Source organism: Streptosporangium sp. NPDC000509, from assembly GCF_042898365.1.
In the GTDB taxonomy this organism is placed as follows: Bacteria; Actinomycetota; Actinomycetes; order Streptosporangiales; family Streptosporangiaceae; genus Streptosporangium.
The window spans coordinates 110,878-136,711 of record NZ_JBIAYX010000023.1 but is presented as its reverse complement, the minus strand read 5'-3'; the positions used below and the strand labels follow the sequence as shown (position 1 = coordinate 136,711).

Here is a 25,834-nt window from a genome sequence, read left to right as displayed (position 1 = left end):
GCACCTCCTGTTCGTGATGGCTGGGGCTGGTCAATACGGGCTCAAGGCACCAGGCGGCACCTCAAGCCCCCTCCTTCAGGAGGGGGTCGTTGACGGTAGGTCCCATCTGCGGGTCGGCGCCTGTCTGAGGGGTGGACGCTATCGGGAAAGGACGATGCGGCGCCGTCGGTTGCCCCCGTCTCGTACGAGACCGACGACGGTTCGATCGAGTTCGCCCTCCTCTGAACATCCGGCACCTGACCGGGAGGTCTCCGTTGTGAGCCGACAGTTCCCCGCCACGGACCGGTACCGTCCCTCGGCGAAACCGATCGACCCCCCAAGTTTGATCACGTTAGCGTGGCCGCATGCTCGAACCGCGCACCGACCGTCTCCTGCTCCGCCAGTGGCGAGACTCCGATCTGGCCCCCTGGGCCGCGATGAACGCCGACCCCGAGGTCAGGGAACACTTCCCGGACCTGCTGACACATGAGCAGAGCGCCGCCTTCCTCGCCCGCATCCAGGAAGAAATCGGTAGGCGGGGCTACGGGTGGTGGGCGGTGGAGGTCGTGGCGACCGGTGAGTTCATCGGCTTCACCGGCCTGAATCCGGTCGAGGGCATGCCGTTCACCGGCGTGGAGATCGGCTGGCGGCTGGCGCGCTCGGCATGGGGCCACGGCTACGCCACCGAGGCCGCCCTGGCCTGCCTGACCTTCGGTTTCGAGACCCTCGAACTGCCGGAGATCGCCGCAATGGCGACCACCACCAACCTGCGGTCCCACGCGGTGATGCGCCGGATCGGCATGACCCGCGACCCCGACGCCGACTTCGACCACCCGGACGTACCCGACGGGCCGCTGCGCCGGCATGTGCTGTACCGGATCCGCCGATGAGGCGCCGGCGATCGGCCATCTGGCGAGGTTAGCGCCGCTCACCGCGCGAAGTGCCGTGTCCAGCGCGCTCACCACCACGTCAGTGTGGGTCGCCCTCGACGCCTCACACGATTGCTCGGACTCCTTGTCCCGGCTCGTCCCGAGACCGTTACTGGACGCACAGAACCCCCGACCGGTGACCGATCGGGGGTTGCCGTAGCGAAAAGGTCGAAATCCTCCTCGCCATTAAGGGATAACCAAGAACGGTTCAATCCCGACAATCAACTCAGACGGTCGAAGTCTCCCGCCTTGATGCCGTGAACGAAGGACCGCCACCCAGTGGTGGTGAAGAGCAGGTGGGGGCCGTGCGGGTCCTTGCTGTCACGGACCGCGACCGCGCCAGGCAGGTTGGCGGCGACCTCGACACACTGAGCACCGTTGTCGCCAGAGAGCGACGACTTCCGCCATGCCGCGACACTCAGATCCATTGCTGTCTCCTTCCTGCGAGCGATTCCCATACCTCCGGAGCGATCAGGCCAGGCGGTCGAACTTCCCAGACTTGATGCCGCCGATGAAAGCTCGCCACTCGCCGGGGGTGAAGAGCAGGTTGGGGCCGTCGGGGTCCTTACTGTCGCGAACCGCGACCGCGCCAGGCAGATTGGCGGCCACCTCGACACACTGGCCACCGTTCGACCCAGAACGGGACGACTTCCGCCACACGGCCGTGCTCAGATCCATTCCCGTCTCACTTCCTCGATCATTTTGAGGGACATGTGGTCAGGATAAGCCCATCGTCGTATCGCTTCATAGCGACTCCATATCGAGGAGACAACTTTAGGATCAGCCGAAATTTGCCCCTCTGTGGGGGAATCGATATGGATAGTGTCAGGCTGACCATTTGGGAGCTCTGCGATCATGAAAGCGCCCAGCAAGCCCATCAAACAGCGCTGATCAACAAGCTGGATGGAGATGTTGGGGCGCTGAGTGACCTCCAACAGGTAATCAAGCTGTTCGCGCATTACCTCTGCGGAACCCACCGGGCGGCGTAGCACTCCCATATCTATGAGAGACAGGAACATAGGGGAGTCATCCTCGTCGAGAAGCTGTCGACGCTGCATGCGCGCTTGGACACGCTCGTCCACTTGCTGAGGGGTCATCCGTGGTTCTTGGCTAAGCACCTGGTGCGCGTATGACTCGGTCTGCAGGAGGCCGGGGATGAGCAGCGGATCCCATGAGCGCATGACGAGAGCGAACGGCTCGATCTCCTTGGTCCAGCTCATGAACCAGACCGGGCCGCCGTGGCGGGCGACGATGTGTTGGCGCATGTCCACGAAGTACGTGCTGCCGTCTGTGCCGAAGAGGACGTCCAGGCGCTCGGCGTCGGACTTGGACGGGGTGCGGGCGGCGCTCTCCAGGCGGCTTATCTGGGTCTGGGTGCAGCCGAGCCGTCTGCCCACGGCGGCCTGGGAGAGCTGGGCGGCCTCGCGCAGGCGGCGCATCTCGGCGCCGAAGCGCGCGCGGGGGGAGCCCGGGTCCGGGGGGATCTCGTCGCTCATCGCATTCCTCCTGAAATAGAGAAAAACGGATTTTTAGTTATAGCGGCGATTCCAGGCCCTGGTATGCGGAAACCCCTGCCAGACATTCCAGAGCATCCACCGGGGTGTCAATCCAGCCATGAATCCACCTGCCACGCGGGCAATCTAATCACACGTCCTCTCGGTTCGACAGGACGAAAAAGAAAGCATCCTCATACTTTTAATCAGGGGCGAGAACGAGTGATGAATGATCAGAACGGCGACCTTTCACGCCTCGGTCGTGTTCGCCGTACGCATCCGGAGGACAGGAGCGTCACGGCGGTCGAGCGACGCGCGCGATTCATTCATCTGACCCGGCTCAGCTGGGATCTGCACGGCCTCGGGGTGTGCACCTCTCTGGTTCTTCCGGTGGCCGGGCAGCCGATTCTGGAGATCCGGACGGGCACGGCACTGGTCAGGGTCACCGTCGTCCGGCGCCACTGCGGCTGGGCGTTCGTCTGGCGGCCCTGGTGGGCGCGGCTGTGGCAGCGCGGCGAATGGGTCTGGGCGGAGGCCGACAACGCGGCCGACATGATCATGTCAGCGGTGACCGCATGAGGTCCGAGCCGGAGGCGCCGGGGGAAGAGAGCGACCGTGCCGGGCATCGCGGTGACGGGACTTCAACGATGTCATGCCGGGAAGCCGGACGTCACGACACGATGCCGTGGGCGGGTGGGCCGTACAGCGCGTGGCGACAGGTCTTTCCCGGCCGAGTGGCATCCGTGCCGGAGGTTCGGGCCTGGGCTCGGGACCTGCTCGCCGGACGCGTCGCGGCCCCGGTGCTCGACGACGTGCTGCTCCTGCTGAGCGAGCTGGCCACGAACGCGGTGGCCCACTCCGACTCCGGACGCACCACGGACGGCCGCCTCACCGTCTATCTGGCCCGTACCACCACGCTGGTCCACGTGGAGGTCACCGACGACGGTTCTGCCACGAGCGCGCCCGCCGTACGCGTACCGGAGGCCGACGACGACGGCGGGCGGGGGTTGTGGCTCGTTGACCTGCTCGCCACCGAGTGGGGATCCCACCACGACGGCGCGGGCAGGTCGGTCTGGTACCAGGTCACGGGATAGTTCCCAGGGTCGCGGAGGTCAAGTCGGCACGTCGAACGGGTTGACGACGGACACTCCCGTGCCGGATAAGTCGCTGTTTTCCGAATGTCCAGAGTTCAGTGGAAATCGACTTCCCGGGGAAGGTCCTGATTTCGCGGGAAGTCCACGTCGTCGTCCCAGTCGGAGTCAGCGAGAAGAAAACGACTGAAGTCCGGAGCGCCCCCTTTGGGGTAGCGGCATTCGGCGATGTCGATGACGTCGGCTACCTGCTCTCCGTGCCGAGTGACCCTCTGAGGACCTTCGCTCACCGCACGACCTTTCTGAAGCGTTGTTTCGCCTCCTGAATCCGCCATCCGCTCATTTGTATCTCCTGTCGAGCCCGTCCGGACGCAGAGTAGTCACAGCATGAGGTCATGCGGGTGACCTTCGTAATCTTCCAACCGTCCGGTTCCAGGAGGTGGCTTCCTGGAACCGGAGGGGGCGGTTCGAGCAGGTGGTCAGTTGTCCCAGGTGGCGTTTTTCAGGATGGTGGCGAGGCCGGGGGTGGCCCACTGGTCGATGATGAGGATCTTCGACTGGGGCAGATACCACTCGCGCTGTTTGAACGTCGACTTCTGCTCGCCGCCGCTGTAGGTCACGCACCGGCCCGGCCAGACCCGGTAGTGCGCCTTGTGTGCCACCCCGATGTTGCGGTAGCCGACCACGATCGCCTTGCCGATGACCTGGCCGTATTTGGGGTTGGTCGCGCAGGGCACCACGTCGGCGGCCGGGTAGTACGGGCCCTGCGTGGGGTCGTAGCGCCGGAAGCCCTCTCCTCCGGACTTGAGGGCCTTCGGCCCCATCACCCAGAAGCTTTCACATTTTGGCTGGAAGTAGCCGCCCTTGGGCCGCGCGCAGGCACCGGTCACCACCCGGAGCTGGTCCGCGGTCCCGGACACCCACCAGGAGTCGGGGATCCTCAGCGTCAGACCGCCGCGCAGCCGAAGCTCCGCGGTGGAGGAACTCGCGGACGCGGGGAGCTGGGCCGCCAGCAGGGCGGCTCCGGCGACGGCGGCCAGCGTGATCGTTCTCTTCATCATGGTGGCGATGCTATTGATCCAGACTTGCGGGGGATTTGCATATCTCTTGTGATGGGAATCTCGCGGCAGGGGGGCGGTGAGGCAGCAGCGGCTGCTCGCCACCGTCCCGCTCCCGGTCGGCGAGGACGACACCGCCGGGATCCTGCACCGTTCCCTCACCCTCGGCTGAGGGAACGGTGTGCGGGCGGCGGTCAAAAGGTGGGTACGCCGCAGGTTCGGACGCTCCGCGACCCGAGAGAACAGGTGCTCACGCGGGCTCCTTGCCGTCAGGTGGGGATGAGCAGGGTGCTCAGCAAGTCGTCCAGGCTGATCAGGCCGGCCAGGGCGCCGTCGGGGGTACGGACAAGCGCCAACTGTCTGTGGGCGACGCGCAGTGTGGTCACGGCCTCGGAAACCGAGACGGTGGAGGGCAGTTCGGGCAGGCGGTAGGCGAGATCGCCCGCGTGAGAGGTGGCCCCGCGACGGCGGGCCAGGTAGGCGTCGCGCACGTGTACGACGCCCACCGCCTCACCGGCGTCGTCCCGGACGATCAGGCGGGTGCGGCCGGTGCGGGCGCAGGTGTCGATCACCTCCTGGCAGGAGTCGTCGGCCGCGACCGCGATAATGCCGTCCGCAGGGGTGACCAGCGGGGCGATCTCGACGACCGGAGCGCGTAGCGCCTGGGTGAGCATGGCGTGGTCGGTGGTCTCGATGAGACCCAGGCGCTGTGATTCCTCCACCAGGCGTTGCAACTGAGCGGGGGTGCGCGGGTTGGAGATCTCATCACGCGGCTCGACCCGGAACAGGCGCAGCAGGTGGTTGCTGACACCGTTGAGCATGGTCAGGATCGGCCGTACCGCAACGGTGAAGCCGCGAAACGGCAGCGCCAGGATGGTGGCCGAGTGCTCGGGGTGGGCGATGGCCCATGATTTGGGAGCCATCTCGCCGATGACCATGTGCAGGAACGTCACGATCGCCAGCGCGATCACGAAGGCGACCACGTGCGCGGCAGCCTCGGGCAGGCCCAGGTCGTGAAACAGCGGGGTCAGACTTCCTGCGATCAGCGGTTCGGAGACCACGCCAAGGCCCAGCGAGCACAACGTGATGCCCAGCTGCGCTCCGGCGAGCATCAGCGACAGCTCGCGGATGCCCTTGACCGCCGCCGCCGCGGCCTTGCTGCCATGCGCGGCGGCTTTCTCCAGCCGGTGCCGTTTCGCGGCGACCAGTGCGAACTCGGAGGCGACGAAGAAGCCGTTGCCGATCAGCAGAGCGACGGTGAGGGCCAGGCCCAGGGGCAGGTTCACCTTTCCTCGCTCTCGTCGGACTGAAGCTGTTCGTGGGCCTGCTCACCTGCGGGGCCGGGGCGGCGCAGGGGGTGTAGCCGTACCCGTTCGGGAACGTGCCGGTCCAAGGTCAACACCTCGATCTCGACGTGGGTGGGCGCGTTATCGGTCATGGAAGGCACCGACTCCACGGTGACCACGTCGCCGGGGACGGCGAAACGGCCCAGGCGATCCAGCACCAGACCGCCGACGGTGTCGTAGTCGTCCTCGTCGGGCAGCTCCAGCCCGGTCTTCAGGGCCACCTCGTCGATGCGCAACTCCGCCTCGATCTCCCAGTCCTCGCCGACCTGGAGCACGGCGGGAACGTCGAGGTCGTTTTCGTCGGCGATCTCCCCGACCAGCTCTTCCGCGACGTCCTCCCAGGTGACGAGCCCGCTCAGGCCGCCGTGCTCGTCCAGGACGCAGGCGACCTCCTGCCCGCGGGCGTGCATCTGCGCCACCAGGTCCGGCAGCGAGGTCGAGAACGGCACCACCAGCACGTCGCGGGCGATGTCGGCGACGTGCGTGCCCGCGGCCCGCTGCGGTGACAGCGCGGCCAGCTCGCGCAGGCTCACCATGCCGACCAGGTCGTCCACGCCGTCACCGCCGAGCACCGGGTAGTGGGTGTGTCCGTGACGGGCGATGATCTCGTCCAGCTCAGGGACCAGCGCCGAGCCGCTGACGGCGATGACGTTCGCACGCGCGACCATGACCTCCTCCGCGGTGTGGTCGGAGAAGGCCAGCGCCCGCTCCAGTAGGTCGGCCTGCTCGCCGGGCAGGTGCCCGTGCGCCTCGGACTCGCCGATGATGTGCCCGAGCTCCTCCAGAGTGGCACCGTGGTGCAGTTCCTCAACCGGTTCGATGCCGACCGCCCGCAACAACCTGTTGGCGGTCGAGTCGAACAGTTTGATGATCGGCCCGGCGACCATCAGGTAGACGAGGGTGGAGGAGGCCAGCGCGCGGGCCAGCGGCTCGGGCCTGGCCAGCGCGAGGTTCTTGGGCGCGAGCTCACCCAGCACCATCTGAATGATCGTGGCGATGACAAAACCGATCACCAGGGCGATGGCGTCGACCGCGCCGCCCAGGCCTGCGGCCACCAGCGCGGGGGCGACCAACTCGGCCAGCGCGGGTTTGGCGATGAAACCGACGACCAGCGCGGTGACGGTGATGCCGAGCTGAGCACCCGAGAGCATGAACGACAGCCGCTCCATGACCTTGATGGCCTTGGCTGCCTTCTTGTCGCCGGCGGCCGCCTGCTGGGACAGGGCCAGCCTGTCGGCGGTGACGTAGGCGAATTCCTGGGCGACGAAGTACCCGGTCGCCAGGGTCAACACAAACACGGCCAGGAGGCCGAGGGCGATACTCACCGCGAACCCCTGCCCCGTGATCGACAATCTTCGTGGTGTCCTGCTCTATGGCATGAGTCCGACGACACGGACATCATCACCTGGCTCTCTCCTCGGTTCCAGTGAACCGTTTCGGCTGGTCCGGACACCGTCGGCCCAGGTGGTCTCACCATGCTGCGGACCCCTGCGGGGCAAAACGACGGCGACATGTTCGCCCAGGCCAACGTCTCACCTGCCAGCCGAGTGCCCGGTTGTGAGGCAGGTCATACCTCGATCGTCTCGCCGATCCCTGCTCGCACGTGTTTACGATCATCGTTGTCGCAGTCTCGCCCCCAGCAGGAGCTGACCACTTGCCAGAACGAGAACGGGTGCGTTCTTTCCTCGAAAACCCCCTGCTCGAACGGTTCATCATCGCCGTCATCGTCTTCAACGCCATCACGATCGGCGCCGAGACCTCCCCCTTCCTCATCGAGCGGATCGGTGGCCTGCTGCACGTCGTCGACCGGATCGTGGTCGCGATCTTCGTCGTCGAACTCGCCGCCCGCCTGTACGCCTACCGCGGCGCGTTCTTCAAGGATCCCTGGAACTGGTTCGACACCGTCATCGTGGCCATCGCGCTGGTGCCCGCCTCCGGCCCGGCCTCGGTCCTGCGGGCGCTGCGCATCCTGCGCGCGCTGCGGCTGGTCGCGGCCGTTCCCAGCATGCGCAAGGTCGTCAACGCCCTGCTCGCCGCCACCCCCGGCATGGCCTCCATCGTCGGACTGCTCGCCCTGGTGATGTACGTCTTCGCCGTCCTCGCCACCCAGCTGTTCGGCGAGGTGGCCCCCGACTACTTCGACGAACTGCCCACCTCGCTGTTCAGCCTGTTCCAGATCATGACGGGCGAGGCCTGGCCCGACATCGCCGATCAGGTGATGGACGAAATCCCCTGGGCCTGGACTTTCTTCGTCATCTACATCCTGATGACGACCTTCGTGGTGCTCAACCTTTTCATCGCCGTAGTGGTCAACGCGATGGACGACTACAACACCTCCGCCGAGGAGCAGCGGACCGAGGACAAGCTCAACACCGTGCTGAAGGAACTCTCCCGGCTGAACGCCGCGGTCGAGGCGATGCGGGCCCCCGGCACAACGAACACGGCGAACACTGCGAACGCGGTGGACGTGGTGGACGTGGTGGACGTGGCGAACGCAGTGGACACAACGGACATGACAGCCACACCTCGGCAGGAATCGTGCACCTGTGACCTCCGCGCCAGGTGAGACACGTTTTTCTTACCTGCCGATCCGGCATGGGACATCGGGAACCCGGGCCACGGAGTGATCGTTTCCATCTCGACCGTCACACCAGACAGAGAGAGGAAACCGTGATCTTCAAACGGATGCTTGGGGCCTTCGGGGTTGGAGCTCCCTCGGTTGACACCGTGCTGGCCGCGCCGAGGGTGCGGCCCGGCGAGTTGCTGAGCGGCGAGGTGCGTGTCAAGGGCGGCGACTTCGACGCCGACATCGAGTACATCGCCCTCGGCCTGGTCACCAGGATGGAGTCTGAGCACGGCGAGGGTGAGCAGACGGGCCTGGTGGAGTTCTTCCGTACGCAGGTCAGCGGGCCGTTCCGGCTGCGCAGCGGCGAGGACAAGGTGGTGCCGTTCCAGCTGCCGGTGCCGTGGGAGGCTCCCGTCACCGAGGTGATGGGCCAGCGCCTGCACGGCATGGTCATGGGGGTGCGCACCGAGCTCGCGATCGCCGCGGCCGTCGACAAGGGCGACATGGACCCGGTCGAGATCGCACCGCTCGTCTCCCAGCAGGCCGTGCTCGACGCGTTCGTGCGGCTCGGCTTCCACTTCAAGAGCGCCGACATCGAGCACGGTCACCTCTACGGTGTCAGCCAGCAGCTGCCGTTCTACCAGGAGATCGAGTTCTACCCGCCGCCCGCCTACGCCGGGCAGATCAACGAGGTCGAGCTCACCTTCGTCGCCAGTCCCGTGGGCCTGGACGTCATCGTGGAGGCCGACAAGCGCTCCGGCGGCTACAGCTCCGGTGGGGACGCCTTCGGTCGCTGGCAGACCAGCCACGACGAGGCCCCGCACCGTGACTGGGCCGCCGAGATCAACGGCTGGCTCGCCGCTCTGTCCCAGCACGGGCACGGCGGCTTCCACTCCGGCGGCCACGACCCCTACGGTGGTCACGGCGGCGGACCCTACGGTGGTCACCACGACCCGTACGCCCATCAGGGCGGCCACTACGGCGGTCACCATGGCGGCCATCACGGTGGCCACAGCAGCGGGCCTGGCTGGGGCGGCGTCGCCGCGGCCGGGGCGGCCGGTGTGGTCGGCGGCTTCGTCGCGGCCGAGATCGTCGACGAGATCTTCGAGGACGACGAGGGCGAAGACGAGTAGTGAGACCTCGGTGAGATCGACCCGTTGATCTCACCGAGGTCTCACCGGAGAGGCCACACCGCCGACGGCCCGTCTCGCCAGCGCAGCGGGACGGGCCCGGCGCGGCTCCCCTCGGCTCAGGCGCCGACGATCGTGGCTGTGAGCGGGTCGGGCGAGGACGGACCCGCCGCGGTTCCTCTCGGTGCCTCTCGGCGCCCAGATGCCCAAGCGCTCGGGCGCTCAAGGGCTCAGGTACTCAAGGGCTCGGGTCGAGTGCCCAAGCACTCAGATGCTCGGGTGCTCAAGCGCTCAGATGTTCAGGCGTCCTGAGTACCGTGGACCGGCCTTCAACGGCAGGCCGGTCCGGATCGTTCAGTGAGAGATCAGCGGATCTGGCGCTTGTCGTAGGCCTTCACCGCGAGCACCACACCACCGGCGGCGACCGCGATCTGGATGACCAGCTCGATCCAGTCGATCCCACGGGTGTCGGCCACTCCCAGCACCGTCGCGATCGCGGTGCCGATGAACGCGGAGATGATGCCGATCACGATGGTGAGCCAGATCGGGATGGACTGACGTCCCGGGACCACCAGCCGGCCAAGCGCTCCGATCACGATACCGATGATGAGAGCGGAGATGATGCCTGTCACTTCCATGCTGCACGCTCCTGCGAGGCGGCCGTCGACTCGCGTCGGCCGAAGGCTGTGAGTCGATCACTTCGCTCAACGATCCCGTGCCCGCCGTGGTTCCCTCAGCGCCTGCCGCAGGCGTATCGGCAGGCACCGCCGGTCACGACACCGGCACCGGCACCGGCACCGGATGGTTGTGGGTCGTCTTCTACTCCGATCCGAGGTCGTTCGATCCGGCGTCCGGGACCCTCGCGGGGTCCGTGCGGAGCAGGTCGATCAGGGCCGAGAGGTCGTCGCCGCCCCTGCCTGCGGCGACCCCCCGGTTGAGCAGCGCCCCCATGGGCTCCAGCAACTCGGTGCCGACGCCCTGGTCCCTGCCGGTCTCCAGCAGGTTGACGAAGCCCGTCGCCTGCATCTCCAGGTTCGAGACGGTGGCCGAGTGGTCGTTCGCGTCGTACGCCTTCGCCATCTCGGGCAGGCCGGCGATCATGGCGTTGAGCCAGGAGACCACCATCGGCGTGAACTCCGTCGCCGGGACCTTCTCCGAGCCGGCCAGGGCGACGGCCTGGAGGAAGCCGCCGAACATCCCGTACATCGCGCTGAGCAGGGCGATGTCGTAGAGGGCCGCCCGGCCCGCGTCCTCGCCCAGGTAGCTGACGGTGCCCGTCGCCGACAAGGTCTCCTCGTGGGCGGTGAAGGCCCGGGGCGATCCGCTGCAGAGGATGAGCGATCCCGGACGCCCGATCATCGGGGGCACCGCCATGATGCCGCCGTCGAGGTAGTCGGCGCCTTGGGCGGAGGCCCAGCGGGCCAGCTCGCGCGCCTGGCGGGGAGTGCCGTTGGTGAGGTTCACCAGGGTCCGGCCCGCCAGGGCTTCGGACGCGGCGCCGGGGCTGCCGGTGGTTCCGGGAGCGTTCGCGAGGTCGGGCGGGCCTGGGGCGTGCGGAATGTCCGTGATATCGGACGCGCCAGGCGCGGCCGGTGCGCCGAGGGTGGCGCGTACGGCGGCGTCGTCCAGCACGCAGACCACGACGAGCGGGCTCGCGGCGATCGCCTCGGCGACGGTGGCCGCCTCGGTCGCGCCCCGCTCCACGAGTTCCCCGCCTTTTCCGGCCGTACGGTTCCAGACGGTCGTGGGATGGCCGTTGTCCAGGAAGGCTCCGGCGAGCGCCTTTCCCATCGCCCCCAGGCCGATGACTGTCACCGGCGGACGGCCGTCGATATTCATTTATCCCCCTGTTTCATACGGTGTCGGCATGCGAAGGTCCCAGGCCCGGATTTCGTTGTGACTTCGGGGGCTGGGACGTTTCGATGCTGTCGCGCCGCTGAAACTTCCTCAAGTACCTACTATTTTGTCAGGTACTTACCTTTTTGTAAGGATAGGGAGCCGGATGAAGAAGCAGACCTATTCGTGCGGGCTCGACGCCGCCATCGACGTCGTGGGCGGCAAGTGGAAGGCACTGATCCTGTGGGCCCTCCACTACGACACGCTCCGGTTCGGAGAGCTGAGGCGGAGCGTGTCGGGCATCAGCGAGAAGATGCTGATCCAGCAGCTGCGGGAGATGGAGTCGTACGGCCTGGTGCACCGTGAGGTATACCACCAGGTTCCACCGAAGGTGGAGTACTCGCTCACCGAGTTCGGCCACTCGCTGAACGCCGCGCTCATCCCGCTCGGCGACTGGGGCGAGTCGCACATGGAGACCATCGAGGCCCTCCCCCGCCCCTGACCGTTTCCGCCGTTCCGTCTCGTCGGCACGCTCGCCGGGGAGAGCCCCGACCCGCACGGGACGGGAGCTCACCGGAAGACACGGAAGCCCACCGGGAGAGCCCGTACGGGACGAGGGCTCACCGCAGGAGCCGGGACCCGCACGGGCGAGAACTCACCGGGAGACTCCCGCCACGGCCGGGACGGGACGCTCGGCGTGCACCAGCAGGTCGCTGAGGACCTCGCCGAGGATCTCCACGCCGTTCCTGGTGAGCACCGACGCGGGGTGGAACTGCACCGAGACGAAGCCGGGGCCGCGCAACGCGTGGACCTCGTCGCTCGACGCCTCCCTGAACACCTCCACCGTGCCCTCGCGCTCCAGGCAGGGGAACCGGTCGGCGGAGCTGCGGGCCGCGAAGGTGTTGTAGAAGCCCACCAGCTCCGTCCGTCCCATGAATTCGATCTTCCGCTGCACCCCCTGGTTGGGGAACGGGTTCCGCCTGATCTCCAGCCCGAGCAGCGTGCTGAGAACCTGGTGGCCGAGGCAGACCGACATGAAGGGGATGCCCAGCTCAAGGAGGCGCAGCGTCGTCTCCCTGAGATGAGCGATCTTGGGATCGGCGTAGTCCCTGGGGTCCCCCGGACCGGGGCCGACGATGACCAGATCGTGCTCCTGAAGCCGGTAGTCCTCGTCGAACCGGCGCACGCTGACCTCGCACCCCAGCGCGGCGAGCTGGTGCCTCGCCATCGCGGTGAAGGTGTCCTCGGCGTCGATCACCAGCACCCTGCGGCCGACCAGTCTCGGCACCAGGTGCCTCCTGCTGTCCGGTCCCTCGAACCAGAACCCGGCGAGCGGCGCGTTCCGCTCGATCAGCGCCCGCCGTACCTTCGGGTGGACGCTCATGTCCGTCACCGGGGCGGAGGCGCCGATGCCGCCGCCCGGCGCGTGGCGCAGCGCCTCCAGCAGACCGGCCGCCTTCGTCCGGGTCTCCTCCGCCTCGGAGGCCGGGTCGGAGTCGCGGACCAGCGTGGCTCCGACGGAGATCCGCATCCGGCCCGACGCGTCGATGTCGGCGGTGCGGATGACGATCGCGGAGTCCAGCGCCCGCGCGCCGGTCTCGTCCCGGCCGATCAGCGCGACCATGCCCGCGTAGTAGTCCCGGCCCTCCGGCTCGTAGCGGCTGATCACCCGGCAGGCGCTCTCCAGCGGGCCGCCCGTGACCGTGGGCGCGAACATGGTCTCGCGCAGGATGTCCCGCACGTCCAGCGAGCTGCGCCCCTCGATCAGATACTCGGTGTGCGCCAGGCGCGCCATCTGCTTGAGGTACGGACCCACCGTGCGGCCGCCGAGGTCGCACACCCGGCCCATCATCTTCAGCTCCTCGTCGAGCACCATGTAGAGCTCGTTCGCCTCCTTGCTGTCGGACAGGAAGCCGAGCACCCCGCACACCTCGGGGCCGTCCGCCGGATAGCGGTAGGTGCCGCTGATCGGATTCATCACCACGGTGCCCGCGTCGAGGGTGATGTGCCGCTCCGGCGAGGCGCCCACGAAGGTACGCCCGCCGGTGTGGATCACGAAGGTCCAGTGGCAGCCGGGGTCCCTGCCGACCAGCCGCCGGAAGAACGCGAGCGCCGTGCGGGTCGACCAGTTGGTGATCTCGGCGGAGAACGACCGCTTGATGACGAAGTTCGCGCCGGTCCCCCGGCCGATCTCCTCCGACAGCACCCGGCGCACGGTGGCCGCGTACTCCTCGTCGTCGGAGTCGAAGTCTCCCTCGCCCAGCTCGATCGGCCCGTCGGGGAGCCGGTCGAGGATCTCGCTCATCGGCAGTACGGCCTGGTCGACGACGGTCATCGCGAGCAGCGGGGCCTCGTCGTCGGGGAACGCGTACCCGCGCTCGCCGATCTGCCGGTACGGGAGCATCGCGAGCACCTCGTGCCGGGCACCGGCGCCCCGGGCGTCGTCGTCGGAGGGAAGCGGGATGTCCGCGATGCGGCTCACCTCGGTGGTCTCCCCGACGAGCAGGTCGAGCCGGTCCGCGCCGGTCGAGCCGGGACGGTGCAGCAGGGCGAACGGGGGTGCGTCCGGACCGAGGATCCGGTCGAGCAGGGTCGTCTCGTTCCTCGCGTCGGCTGTTGTTCCGGTCCCCGTGCCGGTCGCCGGCCCGGTCACCGTCCCGCTCCTTCCAGTGCCGCCTCGTGCAACGCCACCTCGTTCAACGCCACCTTGTCCGCGACCGCCTCGTCCAGCATCGCCAGCGCGGACCGGGTGGACAGCGTCACCGAGCATCGCGACGCCGCGTAGTCCAGCGCCTGCCGGTGGTACTCCCGCGAGAAGTCGGCCACCGCGTCCGCCACCACGAAGGTCTGGATGTCCTGGGAGAAGCCCTCGTGGGCGGTCATCAGGATTCCGACGTGGGCGTACACCCCGCAGATGACCAACTGGTCGCGACCCCGCTCGCGCAACAGGTCGAGCAGGCCGGTGCGGCAGAACGCGCTGGGCCGCCACTTGGTGAACACGACGTCGGGTCCGGCGGGGGCCACCCTGTCCAGGATCATCCGGTGCTCGGGGTCGGCGCTCATTCCCGAGCCCCAGAAGTCCTTGAGCAGGCCGCGCTGCTCGTCGGTCATCCCTCCCGGCTGCGCGGTGTAGACGACCGGCGCGCCGAGCGCGGCGAAGCGCGTCCGCAGGGCCACGACGTTCTCCACCAGGTCGGTCGTGGGGGCCTGGCCGCGCGGGAACGGGCTCAGGAAGTAGTTCTGCATGTCGTGGACGAGCAGCACCGCGCGATCGGGATCGACGGTCCAGCGCGCGATGTTCTCAGGCAGTTCGTCCTCGGTCGGCATGGGATAGGAGTCGATCGCCGGGATCGCCATGGTGTGCCTCCGTTCTTCGTGAAGTACCGGGTTCCGGCCTCGGCGGGCCGGGGTCGTGCTCATCGGATCCGCCTCGGCGAACCGGGGTCGTACTGACCGGGGTCGCCCGAGCGGGCCGGGGTCGTTCCCACCGGGTTCCGGCCTCGGCGGGTCGGGGCGTGCTCAGTTGCCGAGGGCGGCGCCGCCGTCGACCGTGAGGTCCTGCAGGGTGATGTGCGCGGCGCGGTCGGAGAGCAGGAAGAGCACCGCGTCGGCGACGTCGGCGGGTCGCGCCAGCCGTCCCATCGGGATGCCGACCCGGAAGGTCTCCGGCGCGCCCTCGATGGAGATCCGCAGCGCGTCGTCTCCGTTCCACAGCGAGGTCAGCATCGGCGTGTCGGTGGAGCCGGGGGCGACGACGTTGCACCGGATCCCGTGTTTGGCGAGTTCCAGCCCCAGGCACTTGGTGAAGCTGCTCGCCGCCGCCTTGGACGCCGCGTAGGCGGCCATGTTCCAGCGCGGGGTCCTCGCCGCGTTGGAGGCCAGCGTGACGATCGCCCCGGAACCCCGGGGGATCATCCGGTTCGCCACCGCCCTGCTGACGTGGAACACGCCGGTCGCGTTGACCGCGAACGTGGTGTCCCAGTCGTCGTCGCTGAGCGAGGCCCCCGCGCCGACGCGCAGTACCCCGGCCGCGTTGACCAGGTAGTCGATCGGTCCCAGGTCGAGTTCCGCCCGCTCCACCATGGCGTCCACCTCGGCGCTGGAGGCGACGTCCGCGACGAAGCCCTGGACGCGGTGCCCGGCCTCGGCGAGTTCCTTGACGAGCGTGTTCAGTGCCTCGGCGTTCGCGTCCACCGCCGCGACGGCGATGCCCTCGGCGGCCAGCGCCCGCACCACCGCCTCGCCGATACCGCCTGCCGCCCCGGTGACCAGAGCTGTTTTATCGCGCATCGGTCGTGCCTCCTCATCTTCGTGCCGCACGGGTGAGCGTGGCGACCAGGTCGGGATCGACACCGAGACAGCGCACAGAGAAGGTTCCGAGCGCCTCAAGGTAGTCGGCTTCGAGTTCGTCCTCATCGAGGCCGGTGGCCCTGCCGCCCTCCACCAGGGTCCGGCCCGCGACGATCACGGTGTCCACGTCCGCCGAGCCGCCGAGGGCGAGGAAGCTCTCCAGCGGGCGTGGGTTGAGCAGGTAGCGCCAGTCGTCGGCGGGGACGAGCAGCAGGTCGGCCTGCTTGCCGACCTCCACGCTGCCGATCTCCCCCGCCCAGTCCAGCCCTTGGGCCGGGAGCCGGGTGGCCATCGCCAGCGCGTCGGTCGGAAGCACCTCGGTCGGGTCGGCGTACATCTCGTTGTAGATCTGCCAGGTGACCCGCATCGCCTCGGCCATGCCGCCGATCGGCAGCGCGGCACCGTCGGTGGAGAGCGAGACGTCCAGCCCGGCGCGCCGGAACTCCGGGATCACCCGGGTCTCGGTGAGCGAGGACTCCCCGGCGGGGCCGTACTTCGCCGGCGAGTGGCTGATGTGCGCGTTCGCCGCGACGAGCATCTTGCGCTCGTCCTCGTCGGCGAACGCGCAGTGCACCGCCATGAACCGGTCGGAGAGCAGGCCGAGGTCGGCGAACCTGCGTACCGGGGTCGTGCCGTAGTAGCTCCGCATCACCTCGGCCTCGTTGCGCAGCGCGCCGACGTGCGTCGCGAACGGCACGTCGTACCTGGCGACGAGTTCGGCGAGACCGGCGCCGAGCTCGTCGGTCATGGTGACCCCGTAGACCGAGGTCGGCCTCGCCCGTACCAGCCCGCTCGTGTCCTGCTCGCAGGCGCGCAGCAGGTCCTCGATCCGCCGCAGCACCACGTCGGCGTCGCGGGTCCTGCGGAACCGCGACTCGCCGGGGGCGCACACCGCGTCGCTCGCCCAGGTGCTGACCGAGCACCGCATGCCGAGGTGGCGGGCGGCCGAGGCGAGTGCCTCCGGCCGGTTGAACGAGCCCACGTCCCCGAGGGTGGTCGCGCCGGAGCGCAGCTGGGTCCACATCGAGTAGCGGGCGATCGCCTCGGCCTCCTCGGGGGTGAGCCGGTCGATCTGGTCGTGGAAGGAGTCGAAGACCATCGAGATCTGCCGGAGGTCGCCGCCCAGCGCCATGAACACGGGCTTGTCGTCGCGGTCGGCGGCGGGTCGCAGCGCGCCCTTGAAGGGGAACCGCATCGCGAACAGGTCGTGCCAGTGCGCGTTGACGAAGCCGGGCAGGATCATCTTCCCCCTGGCGTCGATCGTGCGCAGGTTCTCGCGGTGCCGGGGCTCCAGCGCGGCCTCGACCTCCTCGGTCGTCCCCGCGGCGACGATCCGCTCGCCCTCGACGAGCACGGAGCCGTCGGGGACGACGCTCGCCTCGGCGTCGGCCGGGTAGAGGCAGCCGCCCCGGATCAGCAGCGCGCTCATCGGGCGGCCTCTTTCGTCTTCACCTGCCCGGCCTCCCAGGCCGCGCGCAGGTGCCTCTGCCAGGCGTCGACGGTCGGCTCGGCGGCGAGCTCGCCGAACTCCACGGCGATGCCCTGCCGGCGCCACCGGGTGACGAGCCGCATCATCTCCAGGGATCCCAGTCCGAGGTAGACGAGATTGGCGTCGCCGGTGATCTCGCCGGGTTCGGTCCCGACGATCGTCGCGATGGCCCGCCGCAGGTCGTCGGTCGTGGGCGGTGCCGAGATATCGCGTTGCATGTCTGGTTCACCTTTCCTGACGTGCGAGCGGGCGCACGAGGGTCTTCTCGTGGTCGGGGATTTCCCGGGGGTCGGGGGTGGACGGCGCGGGCGCCCAGTCGCGGGACAGGGCCGGGTCCTTCGCCGCGGCGGCGAGCACCTTCTTGTCGATCTTGCCGAGCGGGGTGAGCGGGAAGTCCTCGACGAACTCCACGCGGTCCGGCAGCTTGAACTCGGCCAGCCCGCGCTCGTGCAGCGCCCGCTTCAGCTCGGCCAGCGCCGGCTTCTCGCCCCGGTGGACGACGAACGCGTAGATCCGCTCGCCGAGGAACTCGTCGGGCACCGGTACGACCGCCGCCCTCGCGACCGAGGGGTGGGTGAGCAGATGACCCTCCACCTCTCCGGCCGAGATCTTGTCTCCGCCGCGGATCACGACGTCCTTCAGCCGTCCCTCGATGACCAGGTTCCCCTCGGGGGTGAGGCTGGCCAGGTCGCCGGTGCGGTAGAAGCCGTCCTCGGTGAAGGCCCGCCGGTTGTGCTCCTCGGCGCGGTAGTAGCCGCGCAGGGTGTACGGGCCGCGGGTGAGCAGTTCACCGGTGACGCCCGGGGGCACCTCGGCGTCGTGCTCGTCGACGATCCGCACCTCGTCGGCCGGTGAGATCGGCCGCCCCTGGGTCTGTACGACGGACTCGGGGTCGTCACCCTTCCTGGACATGGAGAGCAGTCCCTCGGCCATGCCGAACACCTGCTGGAGACGGCAGCCCAGCTCGGGCTCGATCCGCGCGGCCAGTTCCGGCTGGAGCCTCGCCCCGCCGATCTGCAGCACACGCAGGCTGGACAGGTCCGCCTCACCCCACGCCGCCTCCTCCAGCCAGAGCTGCGCCACGGTGGGGACGACCGAGGTGACGGTGACCCGCTCCCGCTCGATCGCGCGGAAGCAGTCCTCGGCGACCGGGGTCTCGACGAGCACGACCGTGCCGCCTTGGCCGAGCGTGCCGACGACCCCCGGGCAGCCCCAGGTGAAGTTGAACTCCACCGGCAGCGCCGCCAGGTAGACGTCGTCCGCGCCGAGCTCGCAGACTTCGGCCACCGCTCCTGTCTGGTACGCGTAGTCGTCGTGCGTACGCGGGATCAGCTTGGGCAGCGCGGTCGTCCCGCCGGAGAGCAGGAAGAACGCCACGTCCGAGGGGTCGCTGTCGGGAAGCGGGACCGGGTCGGCGTCCACCCGCGCGAGCGGGATCACCGTCGCACCGGCCGTGCCGGTCTCGGCGCCGTTTCCCGCGTCGCTCTCCTCGCCGCTTTCCGCGTTCAGGACGAAGATCTGGCGCAGGCTCGCCACCTCGTCGGCCATCCGCAGGGCGAGCGCGGTGTGGTCGAACCCGCGATAGACGCCGGGGACGACGTATCCGGACGCGCCGGACAGCTCGCACAGGTGCCTGATCTCGTTCGCCCGGTGCGACGCGAGGGAGAAGACGGGTTTGGCGCCCGCCCTGAAGAGCGCGAAGGCCACGATGACGAACTCGGGCACGTTGGGCAGTTGCAGGACGATCCGGTCGCCGGGCTCGACCCCGAGGCGGTGGAATCCCGCCGCCATCCGGTCGATCCGGTTCTCCAGGTCCCGGTAGGACAGGCGCAGATCTCCGGCGACCAGTGCCGTACGGTCTCCGAACGTGCGGGCCCAGGTCCGCGGGAGGTCGCCGAGGCGCTCTCCGCGCCAGAGGCCCTCACTCCGGTAAAGGGCGGCGAACTCCTCGGGCCACGGTGTGCATCCGTCAAGCATCTACCGGCCTCCGTTCTCCGGCTCGCGGTTCTCGGGCCCGTGGTCGCCATCTCGTGGCTCGTGCCCCGGGCGTCTGTGGTCGTCGTTCTGGATCTCCTGGTCCTCGGGCTCGTGGTCGTCGTTCTGGAGCTCGTGGCTCTCGGCTCCACGGCTCGCTGCCTCGTTGCTCTCGGGCCCGTGGCTCGCTGCCTCGTGGTCGCCGGGCTCGTACGGGGCGATGATCTCCAGGACCACGCATCCGGCCTCCATGCCGGGGGCGCTGCCGATGAGCAGCACGTGGTCTCCGGGGACGACCTGCCCGCTCGTCCACAGATGCTCCAGGCCGATGAACGGGTCGGCGGCGCCGGCGTGCCCGATCCTCCGGGTGAAGTCCCACAGGCCCCGGTCCGCGTCGATCTCCAGGGGGTCGAGGAACATCGCCTCCAGGGAGTTCCGCGCGAAGGCGGTGTGGCAGACGCGGGTGACCTTCTCCATGGAGATCCCGGCCTCCTCGAGCGCCCGGTCGGCCGCCTCGGCGACGCACTCGCCGAAGTGCCCCATGGGGGGTGCGATGCCCGCCGCCCACTGCCTGCGCCAGTAGTCGCTGCGCTCCTCGAAGTTCAGCGAGCGGCCGATCGTGACGCCGGGCGGGAAGATGACCTCTCCGCCCCGGTGCAGTTCCTCCATCCCGGGGTTGGAGACCGTCCCGAAGGCGAGCACCCGGGCGAAGCCCCCGCGCCGCGAGACCACCGCGGCGGCGCCGCCGTCCGCGAGCAGGAACATCCTGGAGGCCCGCCACCGGTCCACTCCCGGAGCCGAGAAGTTGTCGCCCGCGGTCAGCAGCACCGCGTCCCTGCCACGGTCGGCGATGAGCCGGTGCGCGGCCATCTCAAGGCTCGCGATCATGCCGAGGCAGCCCTGCCGGATCTCCAGGGCGGTGATCGGCCGGTCCAGCGTCCTGCGCAGCACGTAGTGCGGCGCCGACCAACCGTCCGGCCCTTGGTGGTAACTGTCGCTGTGCAGCAGCGCGCCGAAGTCGTCGGGGCCGTGGCCCGAGCGGCGCAGCGCGACCTGGGCCGCTCGGGCCGCCATCTCCGGTGCCGGCGTCTCGCCGGCCACCATCACGGCCTCCATCCCGGAGGCCTCGCGGTCGGCCCGGTCGTACCAGGACCTTCCGACCGCGTGCTCGGTGGTCACCACGGGGGGCAGGTACGTGCCCACCCCCGCGAGGTAGATGTCGTCGGCCCTCATCGCGCGCTTCCCCCCACGGCGGAGAGCAGGTCGGCGGAGTCGTCAGCCAGGACGCCTCCCCCTGCGGCGGGGACCAGGCCCGCGTCCAGGCCGGCGTCGAGACCGGCGGAGGCGGCGAAGTCGGCCGCCAGGGCGCCTCTCCCGCCGGCGGGAACCAGGTAGCGCGCCACGCTGTCGAGCTTCTCGCAGGTCTCCTCGAACTCCCGCTCGGGAGTGGACTGCCCGACGATGCCGGCCCCGGCGCGCAGCCAGGTGCGGCCGTTCTGGCGGTAGGCGCTGCGCAGCACGAGCGCCGCGTCCATCTCGCCGTTGTGGTCGACGGTGAGCACGGCCCCGCTGTACAGGCCCCGCGACTCGGGCTCGTGCCTGCGGATCGTGGTGTACGCGGCCTCCTTGGGCACGCCGGACGCGGTCACCGCGGGGAAGACCGCGCCGAAGGCGTCCCACGCCCGAAGGCCGGGGGCGAGCTTGCCGGACACCTGGGAGGCGAGGTGCTGGACGCTGCCGCGTTCGCGGATCGCCATGAACTCCGGCACCTCGACCGAGCCGGGCACGCAGACGTCGACGAGCTCGTCGGTGCCGACCTTCACCGAGATGGCGTGCTCGTAGATCTCCTTGGCGGAGGCGAGCAGGTCGGCGCGCAGGCTCTCGTTCTCCAGCAGGTCGGAGGTGAGCGCCCTCGTCCCGGCGAGCGGCTGGCTCACCACGCGGCCGTCCGCGGACACCTTGACCACGATCTCCGGGCTGAACCCCGTCGTCTCCACGCCACCGAGGTTGAGCAGGAACGACCGCGCGGGGTTGTTGCCCCGGCGTCCCGCGAGGTAGGTGGCGATCAGGTCGATGTCCTCGTCGACGTCGACGACCCGCGACAGGATGACCTTGTGCAGGTCGCCCTGGTTGATCTCCTCGACCGCGAGCCGCACCGCCGTCCGGTACGCGTCCTCGCCGCGTTCGCGCACGTCCAGCGGCTTCGGCTGGGCCTCGGGGGTCGCCACGGGACTGGAGATCGTCTCCAGCAGCGCGGTCAGCGTCTCCTGGTCGGCGGCGCGGAGGTGGGCGTGGCCGTCCTCGATGCGGACCTCGGCCTTCGGCACCACGAGGTGCAGCAGCCGGTTGTCGCCGACGTGGTCGAGCCTGCCGTCCTTGGCGTAGGAGAGCTCGAAGGTCGCCCAGCCGTAGGCACGCCAGGCGGGGACCTTCACGATGTCGAGCAGCCGGGCCACCTGGTGCAGCGGCCGGTCGCTCCAGGGCAGGACGACGTCGGGCTCGTTCTCCTGGGTCAGCCGGGCGCCGGTGCGGTCCAGCGTGACCTCGGCCCGCGCGCCTGCCGCGTAGGACCATTTGCCTCCGCTCTCGTACACGACGTACTCCGCGTACGGGCCGGAGGCGGCGAGCCTGGCCGCGACCCGCGGCGGCTCCTCTGAGAGGGGAACCTGCGTCTCGAAGTAGTGCAGCCACCTGTTGGAACTCATCTGCGGGCATCCTTTCCTGGCCGTGGGAAGCCGGCTCTTTTTGTTACCAGCAATTACGCTAAGCTGGTAACAAAATCAGGACAATGGGCCCGTGATAAGACATGCTTTTCAGGATGCGAAGACGGAAAGGCGAGGAAGAAAACGGGAGAGACGAAACACCGACCGGGAAAAGGGCGGGAGGACCGGAGAAACGCGAGGTCGCGGCCGGTTCGGATCCAGCCGGCCTTGATCGGTCAGAGGCCGGTCAGATCCAGCCGACGGACGGCGTCCACCCGGTTCCCTGCGTTCAGCTTGGTGACCGCCTTGGTGAGATGGTCGCGCACGGTCCCGACCCCGGCCGGTCGGAGGCCGGTCAGATCCAGCCGGCCTCGGTGGCGATACGGATGGCGTCCACCCGGTTCCTCGCGTTCAGCTTGGTGACCGTCTTGGTGAGATAGTTGCGCACGGTCCCGACGGACACGTGCATGATCGCCGCGATCTCCGGCGGCTCGGCACCGCCCGCGGCCAGCCTCAGAACCTGGACCTCACGTCCGGACAGCGGGTTCTCCCCGACGTCCCACGCGGTCAGCGCGAGCTGCGGATCGACGATGCGACGCCCCGCGGCCACCTCGCGGACCGCCTGGGCGAGGCGTTCCGAGGGCGTGTCCTTGAGCAGGAAGCCGGAGACCGAGACCGACAGGGCGCGGCGAAGGGTGCCGGGCCTTCCCAGGCCGGTCAGGATCAGCGTCCGGCAGGTGGGCAGCTTCGCGTGCAGCTCCTCCGCCGCGGAGAGACCGTCGAGCACGGGCAGGTCGACATCGATGATCGCGACATCGGGGCGTGTTTCGAGCGCGGTGGGCACGATCCTGTCCCCGCTGCCCACCTGTGCCACCACCGTGAGGTCGGGCTCGATGTCGAGGAGGGCCGCCAGCGCTCCGCGCACCATCGGTACGTCCTCGGCGAGGAGGATCTTCAGCACAGCGGCACTCCTGTCCGAACTTCGGCTTCAGGGCGAGAAACGACACCCGGACGCGACAGGGGCTCTCGATCTCGCGGGTGATCCCGCGATCGTCGTCACGGGGGGCTCGGTGACCAGTCTCTCGATCGACCTCGCGAGGCGACTCCCCTCCATGTACGCCTCACCACTGTTCGATCAAGCCTACTGGATCCACCGATCTTGATCCGAATAGTACCCAGTCAATTACGTTTGGCAATGCCACCGGAATCTGACAGCTGCTTACTCTGACTTGTCAGTCAAAACGATCCGGCCGAATCACCCCCCGTCGCCGTCCGTTCCCTCCACATCCCTCGGCATGTCCCCGGACAGGGCATCGGGCCCGTCCTCCCGCACGCCTCCGGGCATGTTCCTCGGCTTCTCCGCACGGAAGACGACGACCAGCCGGAACGTGCCGTCGACGACCTCGGCCGTCAGCCGCCCGCCGACGGCACGCAGCCGCTCCGTGAGGTCCCCCAGCCCGGAACCGTCGCGGACGTCGGGAAGCGTCCCCGGCGGCACCCCGTCGTTGGTCACGCACAGCCGCGTCCCGGCCTCGTCCACAGCCATCTCGACCACGCAGTGCCGCGCCCTGCTGTGCCGCAGCACGTTCGTGGCCGCCTCCCGCAAAACGACCGCGAGCACCGCGTCCAGATTCCCCGAGGCCACGTCCTCGGGGATCCTCACCTCGACGTCGATTCCCGCGGCGGCGAGCGTGGAGACCAACAGGTCCGACTCCGCGCTGAACGACATGTGCCGGTATCCACCGGCCACCGCCCGGACATCCGCGACCGCCCGCCGCGCGATCTCCAGCACCTCCGCCACCTCGCACTTCGCCCGCTCCGCCGACCCCGGCAGCAGCCGGTACGCCAGCTCGCTCTTGGCGATCATCACCGAGAGGTCGTTACCCAGCAGGTCGTGCAGATCCCGCGCCACCCGCAGCCGCTCCTGGGTCACCGCCATCCACGCCAGTTCCCTTCGCGCCCGGTCCACCTGCGCCACCAGGTCCGACAGCGAGCCGATGCCGAAGACCACCAGGCCGGTCAGCAGCGTGGAGATCACCAGGTACGCGGTCCACTCCACCGTGTCGCCCTGCGGCACGGACAGCAGCAGCACGCCGGCGCCGATCGCCGCGTACAGCACCCACCGCCAGAAGCTCGCCACCATCAGCAGCACCGCCCCCGCGAGGAAGCCGCCCATCGAACCCCACGGCGCGCCGATCCACAGCAGAGGCAGGAGCGTGGCGACGGTCTGCACCACCAGGGTCGCCCTCCTGAGCCACGCCGGCCACGAACGCGGCTCCCCCAGGGAGTCGACGATCTGCACGCCGACCAGCACGGCGACACAGGCGGTGAATCCCGCCAGTTCGAGCGGGCTCGTCGGCCGCGCCAGCACGTTGACCACGATGAGCAGGCCGTACCCCGACAGCACCAGCACGGCGATGAAGCGGGCCACCCGCAGATGCCACGCCCGCGCCGGGCCCCTGCCCGGTGGCCCGTCATCCCGCGCGTCCGGTCGCGCGGACTCGCCCTGCGGCGTGCCGGACATCCCCGGCGCCTGGGAAACCGCGGCCCTCGCGGTGACCGGCGCCACGGGGGCCTCCGCGGTCAGCCGGAACCACTCGTCGTCGACCGTGACCGACAGTCGTCCGCCCGCCGCCTCCAGCCGGCCCTTGAGATTCCCCAGCCCCGTACCGGCCTCGAACGAACGTGCCCTCGGCTCCGTACCGGCCTCGAACGAACGCGCCCCCAGCTCCGGCTCGACCCCGTCGTTGCAGACCCGAAGCCGCGCCCGGCCCTTCTCCACAGACGCCTCGATCTCACAGTGCTGCGCCTTGCTGTGCCGCAGCACGTTGGTGACCGCCTCCCGCAGCACGATCGCCAGCACCGTGTCCAGCGCCTCCGGCAGGCCCTCCTGTGAAACGTTCACCCGGGCCCGCATCTCGGCGACCGAAAGCATCGCCTTCGCCGACTCCGCCTCCGCCGTCAGCGACATGGGCAGATACCCGCCCGCGACCACCCGTACCTCCGCCAGCGCGCGGCGGGCGACCACCAGGACGTCGCGGAGTTCGCTGCGCGCCCGCTCGGCCGCCCCCGGCAGCAGCCGGTAGGCCAGTTCGCTCTTCAGCGTCATCGCCGAGACGTTGTAGCCCAGCAGGTCGTGCAGATCCCGCGCCACCCGCAGCCGTTCCCGCGCCACCGCCATCCGCGCGAACTCCCCCTGCGCCGCGTGGACCGCCCGCACCAGGGACGCCAGCGAGCTGACCCCGTACACCATCAGCCCGGTGAGCAGGGTGAAGTACACGCTGTAGACGACGTCCACCACCATCAGGTGCTGTTCCCTGAGCGCGAGCAGCACGCCGACACCGGCCGCGACGGCGAAGAAGAGTCCCCAGCGCCACGGCCCCACCACCACCAGCAGCATGGACCCGGCGAGAAATCCCGCGATGGATCCCGCCTGCGGGCCGACCCATGTGAAAGGCAGGAAAGTAACAATGGCCTGTACCGAAAGTGTGAGAACACGGAGCGGTACGGGCCAGCTCAGAGCCTCCTGTGTCGAATGTGAAAGTTGCAGGAAAAGCGCGGCCAGCAGACAGCCGGCGAAGCCCGACAGTTCGGTGCTCGGCAGGCCACTTCCCCATACGAACATCAGCGCGTTGAACACGTAGCCGTACAGAACGGCGACGATGATCGCGCGGGCCACCCTGGGAGCGGCGAGTCCGCCCTCCCTGTGCCGCGTTCTCCGGGTTCTCCGAGATGAACCGGGCAGCGACCTGGCGAGTCCGCGCCAACCTTGGGGGGAGTCGGCGTCAACCGTCATCGATCGTCTCCTTCGAAGCCCGACCGGTTTCCCGTCCACGTCATCCCGAGACCCTGAAGCAATCTATATCAGCTAAATAAGCTTAGATAGACCTA

General features: G+C 69.0%; 24 protein-coding genes. 6 read left to right on the top strand and 18 right to left on the bottom strand.

Annotated features, from left to right (window positions below):
* Window positions 1–344: 344 nt before the first annotated feature.
* Window positions 345–869 (top strand): GNAT family N-acetyltransferase, encoded by a 525-nt coding sequence (locus tag ACFY3D_RS34045; RefSeq protein ID WP_389987342.1) that lies wholly within the window; start codon window positions 345–347, stop codon window positions 867–869.
* A gap of 260 nt (window positions 870–1,129) precedes the next feature.
* Here the strand turns inward: ACFY3D_RS34045 and ACFY3D_RS34040 are convergent, their stop codons facing one another.
* From ACFY3D_RS34040 to ACFY3D_RS34030, 3 genes are read right to left on the bottom strand one after another with little or no spacing between them, the layout of a single operon-like run.
* Window positions 1,130–1,336, bottom strand: coding sequence for a DUF397 domain-containing protein (locus ACFY3D_RS34040; RefSeq protein ID WP_389987339.1), 207 nt, complete (start codon window positions 1,334–1,336; stop codon window positions 1,130–1,132).
* 43 nt (window positions 1,337–1,379) lie between these two features.
* On the bottom strand, window positions 1,380–1,586 hold the full coding sequence (locus ACFY3D_RS34035) for a DUF397 domain-containing protein (protein ID WP_389987336.1): 207 nt from the start codon (window positions 1,584–1,586) through the stop codon (window positions 1,380–1,382).
* Window positions 1,577–2,404, bottom strand: coding sequence for a helix-turn-helix domain-containing protein (locus tag ACFY3D_RS34030; protein WP_389987333.1), 828 nt, complete (start codon window positions 2,402–2,404; stop codon window positions 1,577–1,579). Before ACFY3D_RS34030 ends, ACFY3D_RS34035 begins: the two co-directional genes overlap by 10 nt.
* Before the next feature lie 222 nt (window positions 2,405–2,626).
* On the opposite strand from ACFY3D_RS34030, the gene ACFY3D_RS34025 reads away from it, so the two are divergent.
* Both ACFY3D_RS34025 and ACFY3D_RS34020 read left to right on the top strand, forming a co-directional pair.
* Entirely contained in the window at window positions 2,627–2,980 is a 354-nt protein-coding gene (locus ACFY3D_RS34025) for a hypothetical protein (RefSeq protein WP_389987330.1), read from the top strand.
* The gene (locus ACFY3D_RS34020) at window positions 2,920–3,495 is read left to right on the top strand and encodes an ATP-binding protein (RefSeq protein WP_389987327.1); all 576 of its coding nucleotides are present in this window, start codon (window positions 2,920–2,922) and stop codon (window positions 3,493–3,495) included. The genes ACFY3D_RS34025 and ACFY3D_RS34020 overlap by 61 nt, the downstream gene beginning before the upstream one ends.
* A 476-nt stretch (window positions 3,496–3,971) precedes the next feature.
* Here the strand turns inward: ACFY3D_RS34020 and ACFY3D_RS34015 are convergent, their stop codons facing one another.
* The 3 genes from ACFY3D_RS34015 to ACFY3D_RS34005 form a co-directional block, all read right to left on the bottom strand.
* A complete protein-coding gene (locus ACFY3D_RS34015; protein WP_389987324.1) occupies window positions 3,972–4,553 on the bottom strand; it encodes a hypothetical protein in 582 nt (193 codons plus the stop codon).
* A gap of 266 nt (window positions 4,554–4,819) precedes the next feature.
* Window positions 4,820–5,836, bottom strand: a complete 1,017-nt coding sequence (locus tag ACFY3D_RS34010; RefSeq protein WP_389987321.1) for a hemolysin family protein — start codon at window positions 5,834–5,836, stop codon at window positions 4,820–4,822.
* Entirely contained in the window at window positions 5,833–7,221 is a 1,389-nt protein-coding gene (locus ACFY3D_RS34005; protein WP_389987318.1) for a hemolysin family protein, read from the bottom strand. The genes ACFY3D_RS34010 and ACFY3D_RS34005 overlap by 4 nt, the downstream gene beginning before the upstream one ends.
* Window positions 7,222–7,568: 347 nt before the next feature.
* Here ACFY3D_RS34005 and ACFY3D_RS34000 point away from each other — a divergent pair, with 347 nt between their 5' ends.
* A complete protein-coding gene (locus ACFY3D_RS34000; RefSeq protein ID WP_389987315.1) occupies window positions 7,569–8,462 on the top strand; it encodes an ion transporter in 894 nt (297 codons plus the stop codon).
* 119 nt (window positions 8,463–8,581) lie between these two features.
* Window positions 8,582–9,595 carry a sporulation protein gene (locus ACFY3D_RS33995; RefSeq protein ID WP_389987312.1) on the top strand — a complete coding sequence of 338 codons (1,014 nt, stop codon included), beginning with the start codon at window positions 8,582–8,584 and terminating at the stop codon, window positions 9,593–9,595.
* 362 nt (window positions 9,596–9,957) lie between these two features.
* On the opposite strand, the gene ACFY3D_RS33990 is transcribed toward ACFY3D_RS33995, so the two are convergent.
* Window positions 9,958–10,230 (bottom strand): GlsB/YeaQ/YmgE family stress response membrane protein, encoded by a 273-nt coding sequence (locus ACFY3D_RS33990; RefSeq protein ID WP_389987309.1) that lies wholly within the window; start codon window positions 10,228–10,230, stop codon window positions 9,958–9,960.
* Between the two features lie 181 nt (window positions 10,231–10,411).
* A complete protein-coding gene (locus tag ACFY3D_RS33985) occupies window positions 10,412–11,407 on the bottom strand; it encodes an NAD(P)-dependent oxidoreductase (RefSeq protein WP_389987306.1) in 996 nt (331 codons plus the stop codon).
* A gap of 187 nt (window positions 11,408–11,594) precedes the next feature.
* On the opposite strand from ACFY3D_RS33985, the gene ACFY3D_RS33980 reads away from it, so the two are divergent.
* Window positions 11,595–11,930, top strand: a complete 336-nt coding sequence (locus ACFY3D_RS33980; protein WP_389987303.1) for a winged helix-turn-helix transcriptional regulator — start codon at window positions 11,595–11,597, stop codon at window positions 11,928–11,930.
* 153 nt (window positions 11,931–12,083) lie between these two features.
* Here the strand turns inward: ACFY3D_RS33980 and ACFY3D_RS33975 are convergent, their stop codons facing one another.
* From ACFY3D_RS33975 to ACFY3D_RS33930, 10 genes are all read right to left on the bottom strand, one after another.
* Window positions 12,084–14,081, bottom strand: a complete 1,998-nt coding sequence (locus tag ACFY3D_RS33975) for an anthranilate synthase family protein (RefSeq protein ID WP_389987300.1) — start codon at window positions 14,079–14,081, stop codon at window positions 12,084–12,086.
* Window positions 14,078–14,785: an isochorismatase family protein gene (locus ACFY3D_RS33970; protein WP_362926147.1), complete on the bottom strand. Its 708-nt coding sequence runs from the start codon at window positions 14,783–14,785 to the stop codon at window positions 14,078–14,080. The genes ACFY3D_RS33975 and ACFY3D_RS33970 overlap by 4 nt, the downstream gene beginning before the upstream one ends.
* A 162-nt stretch (window positions 14,786–14,947) precedes the next feature.
* Complete coding sequence (locus tag ACFY3D_RS33965; protein ID WP_389987296.1) at window positions 14,948–15,718, bottom strand: 2,3-dihydro-2,3-dihydroxybenzoate dehydrogenase; 771 nt, start codon at window positions 15,716–15,718, stop codon at window positions 14,948–14,950.
* Between the two features lie 13 nt (window positions 15,719–15,731).
* Window positions 15,732–17,207: an amidohydrolase family protein gene (locus ACFY3D_RS33960; RefSeq protein WP_389987293.1), complete on the bottom strand. Its 1,476-nt coding sequence runs from the start codon at window positions 17,205–17,207 to the stop codon at window positions 15,732–15,734.
* Window positions 17,204–17,485 (bottom strand): phosphopantetheine-binding protein, encoded by a 282-nt coding sequence (locus ACFY3D_RS33955; protein ID WP_350945200.1) that lies wholly within the window; start codon window positions 17,483–17,485, stop codon window positions 17,204–17,206. The genes ACFY3D_RS33960 and ACFY3D_RS33955 overlap by 4 nt, the downstream gene beginning before the upstream one ends.
* A gap of 7 nt (window positions 17,486–17,492) precedes the next feature.
* Complete coding sequence (locus tag ACFY3D_RS33950) at window positions 17,493–19,244, bottom strand: (2,3-dihydroxybenzoyl)adenylate synthase (RefSeq protein WP_389987290.1); 1,752 nt, start codon at window positions 19,242–19,244, stop codon at window positions 17,493–17,495.
* Window positions 19,245–20,474: a ketoacyl-ACP synthase III family protein gene (locus ACFY3D_RS33945; RefSeq protein WP_389987287.1), complete on the bottom strand. Its 1,230-nt coding sequence runs from the start codon at window positions 20,472–20,474 to the stop codon at window positions 19,245–19,247.
* Entirely contained in the window at window positions 20,471–21,946 is a 1,476-nt protein-coding gene (locus ACFY3D_RS33940) for a salicylate synthase (protein WP_389987284.1), read from the bottom strand. The genes ACFY3D_RS33945 and ACFY3D_RS33940 overlap by 4 nt, the downstream gene beginning before the upstream one ends.
* 352 nt (window positions 21,947–22,298) lie before the next feature.
* Window positions 22,299–22,904: a response regulator transcription factor gene (locus tag ACFY3D_RS33935; RefSeq protein WP_350945196.1), complete on the bottom strand. Its 606-nt coding sequence runs from the start codon at window positions 22,902–22,904 to the stop codon at window positions 22,299–22,301.
* A 294-nt stretch (window positions 22,905–23,198) separates the two neighbouring features.
* Window positions 23,199–25,739: a sensor histidine kinase gene (locus tag ACFY3D_RS33930; RefSeq protein ID WP_389987281.1), complete on the bottom strand. Its 2,541-nt coding sequence runs from the start codon at window positions 25,737–25,739 to the stop codon at window positions 23,199–23,201.
* Window positions 25,740–25,834: the final 95 nt, after the last annotated feature.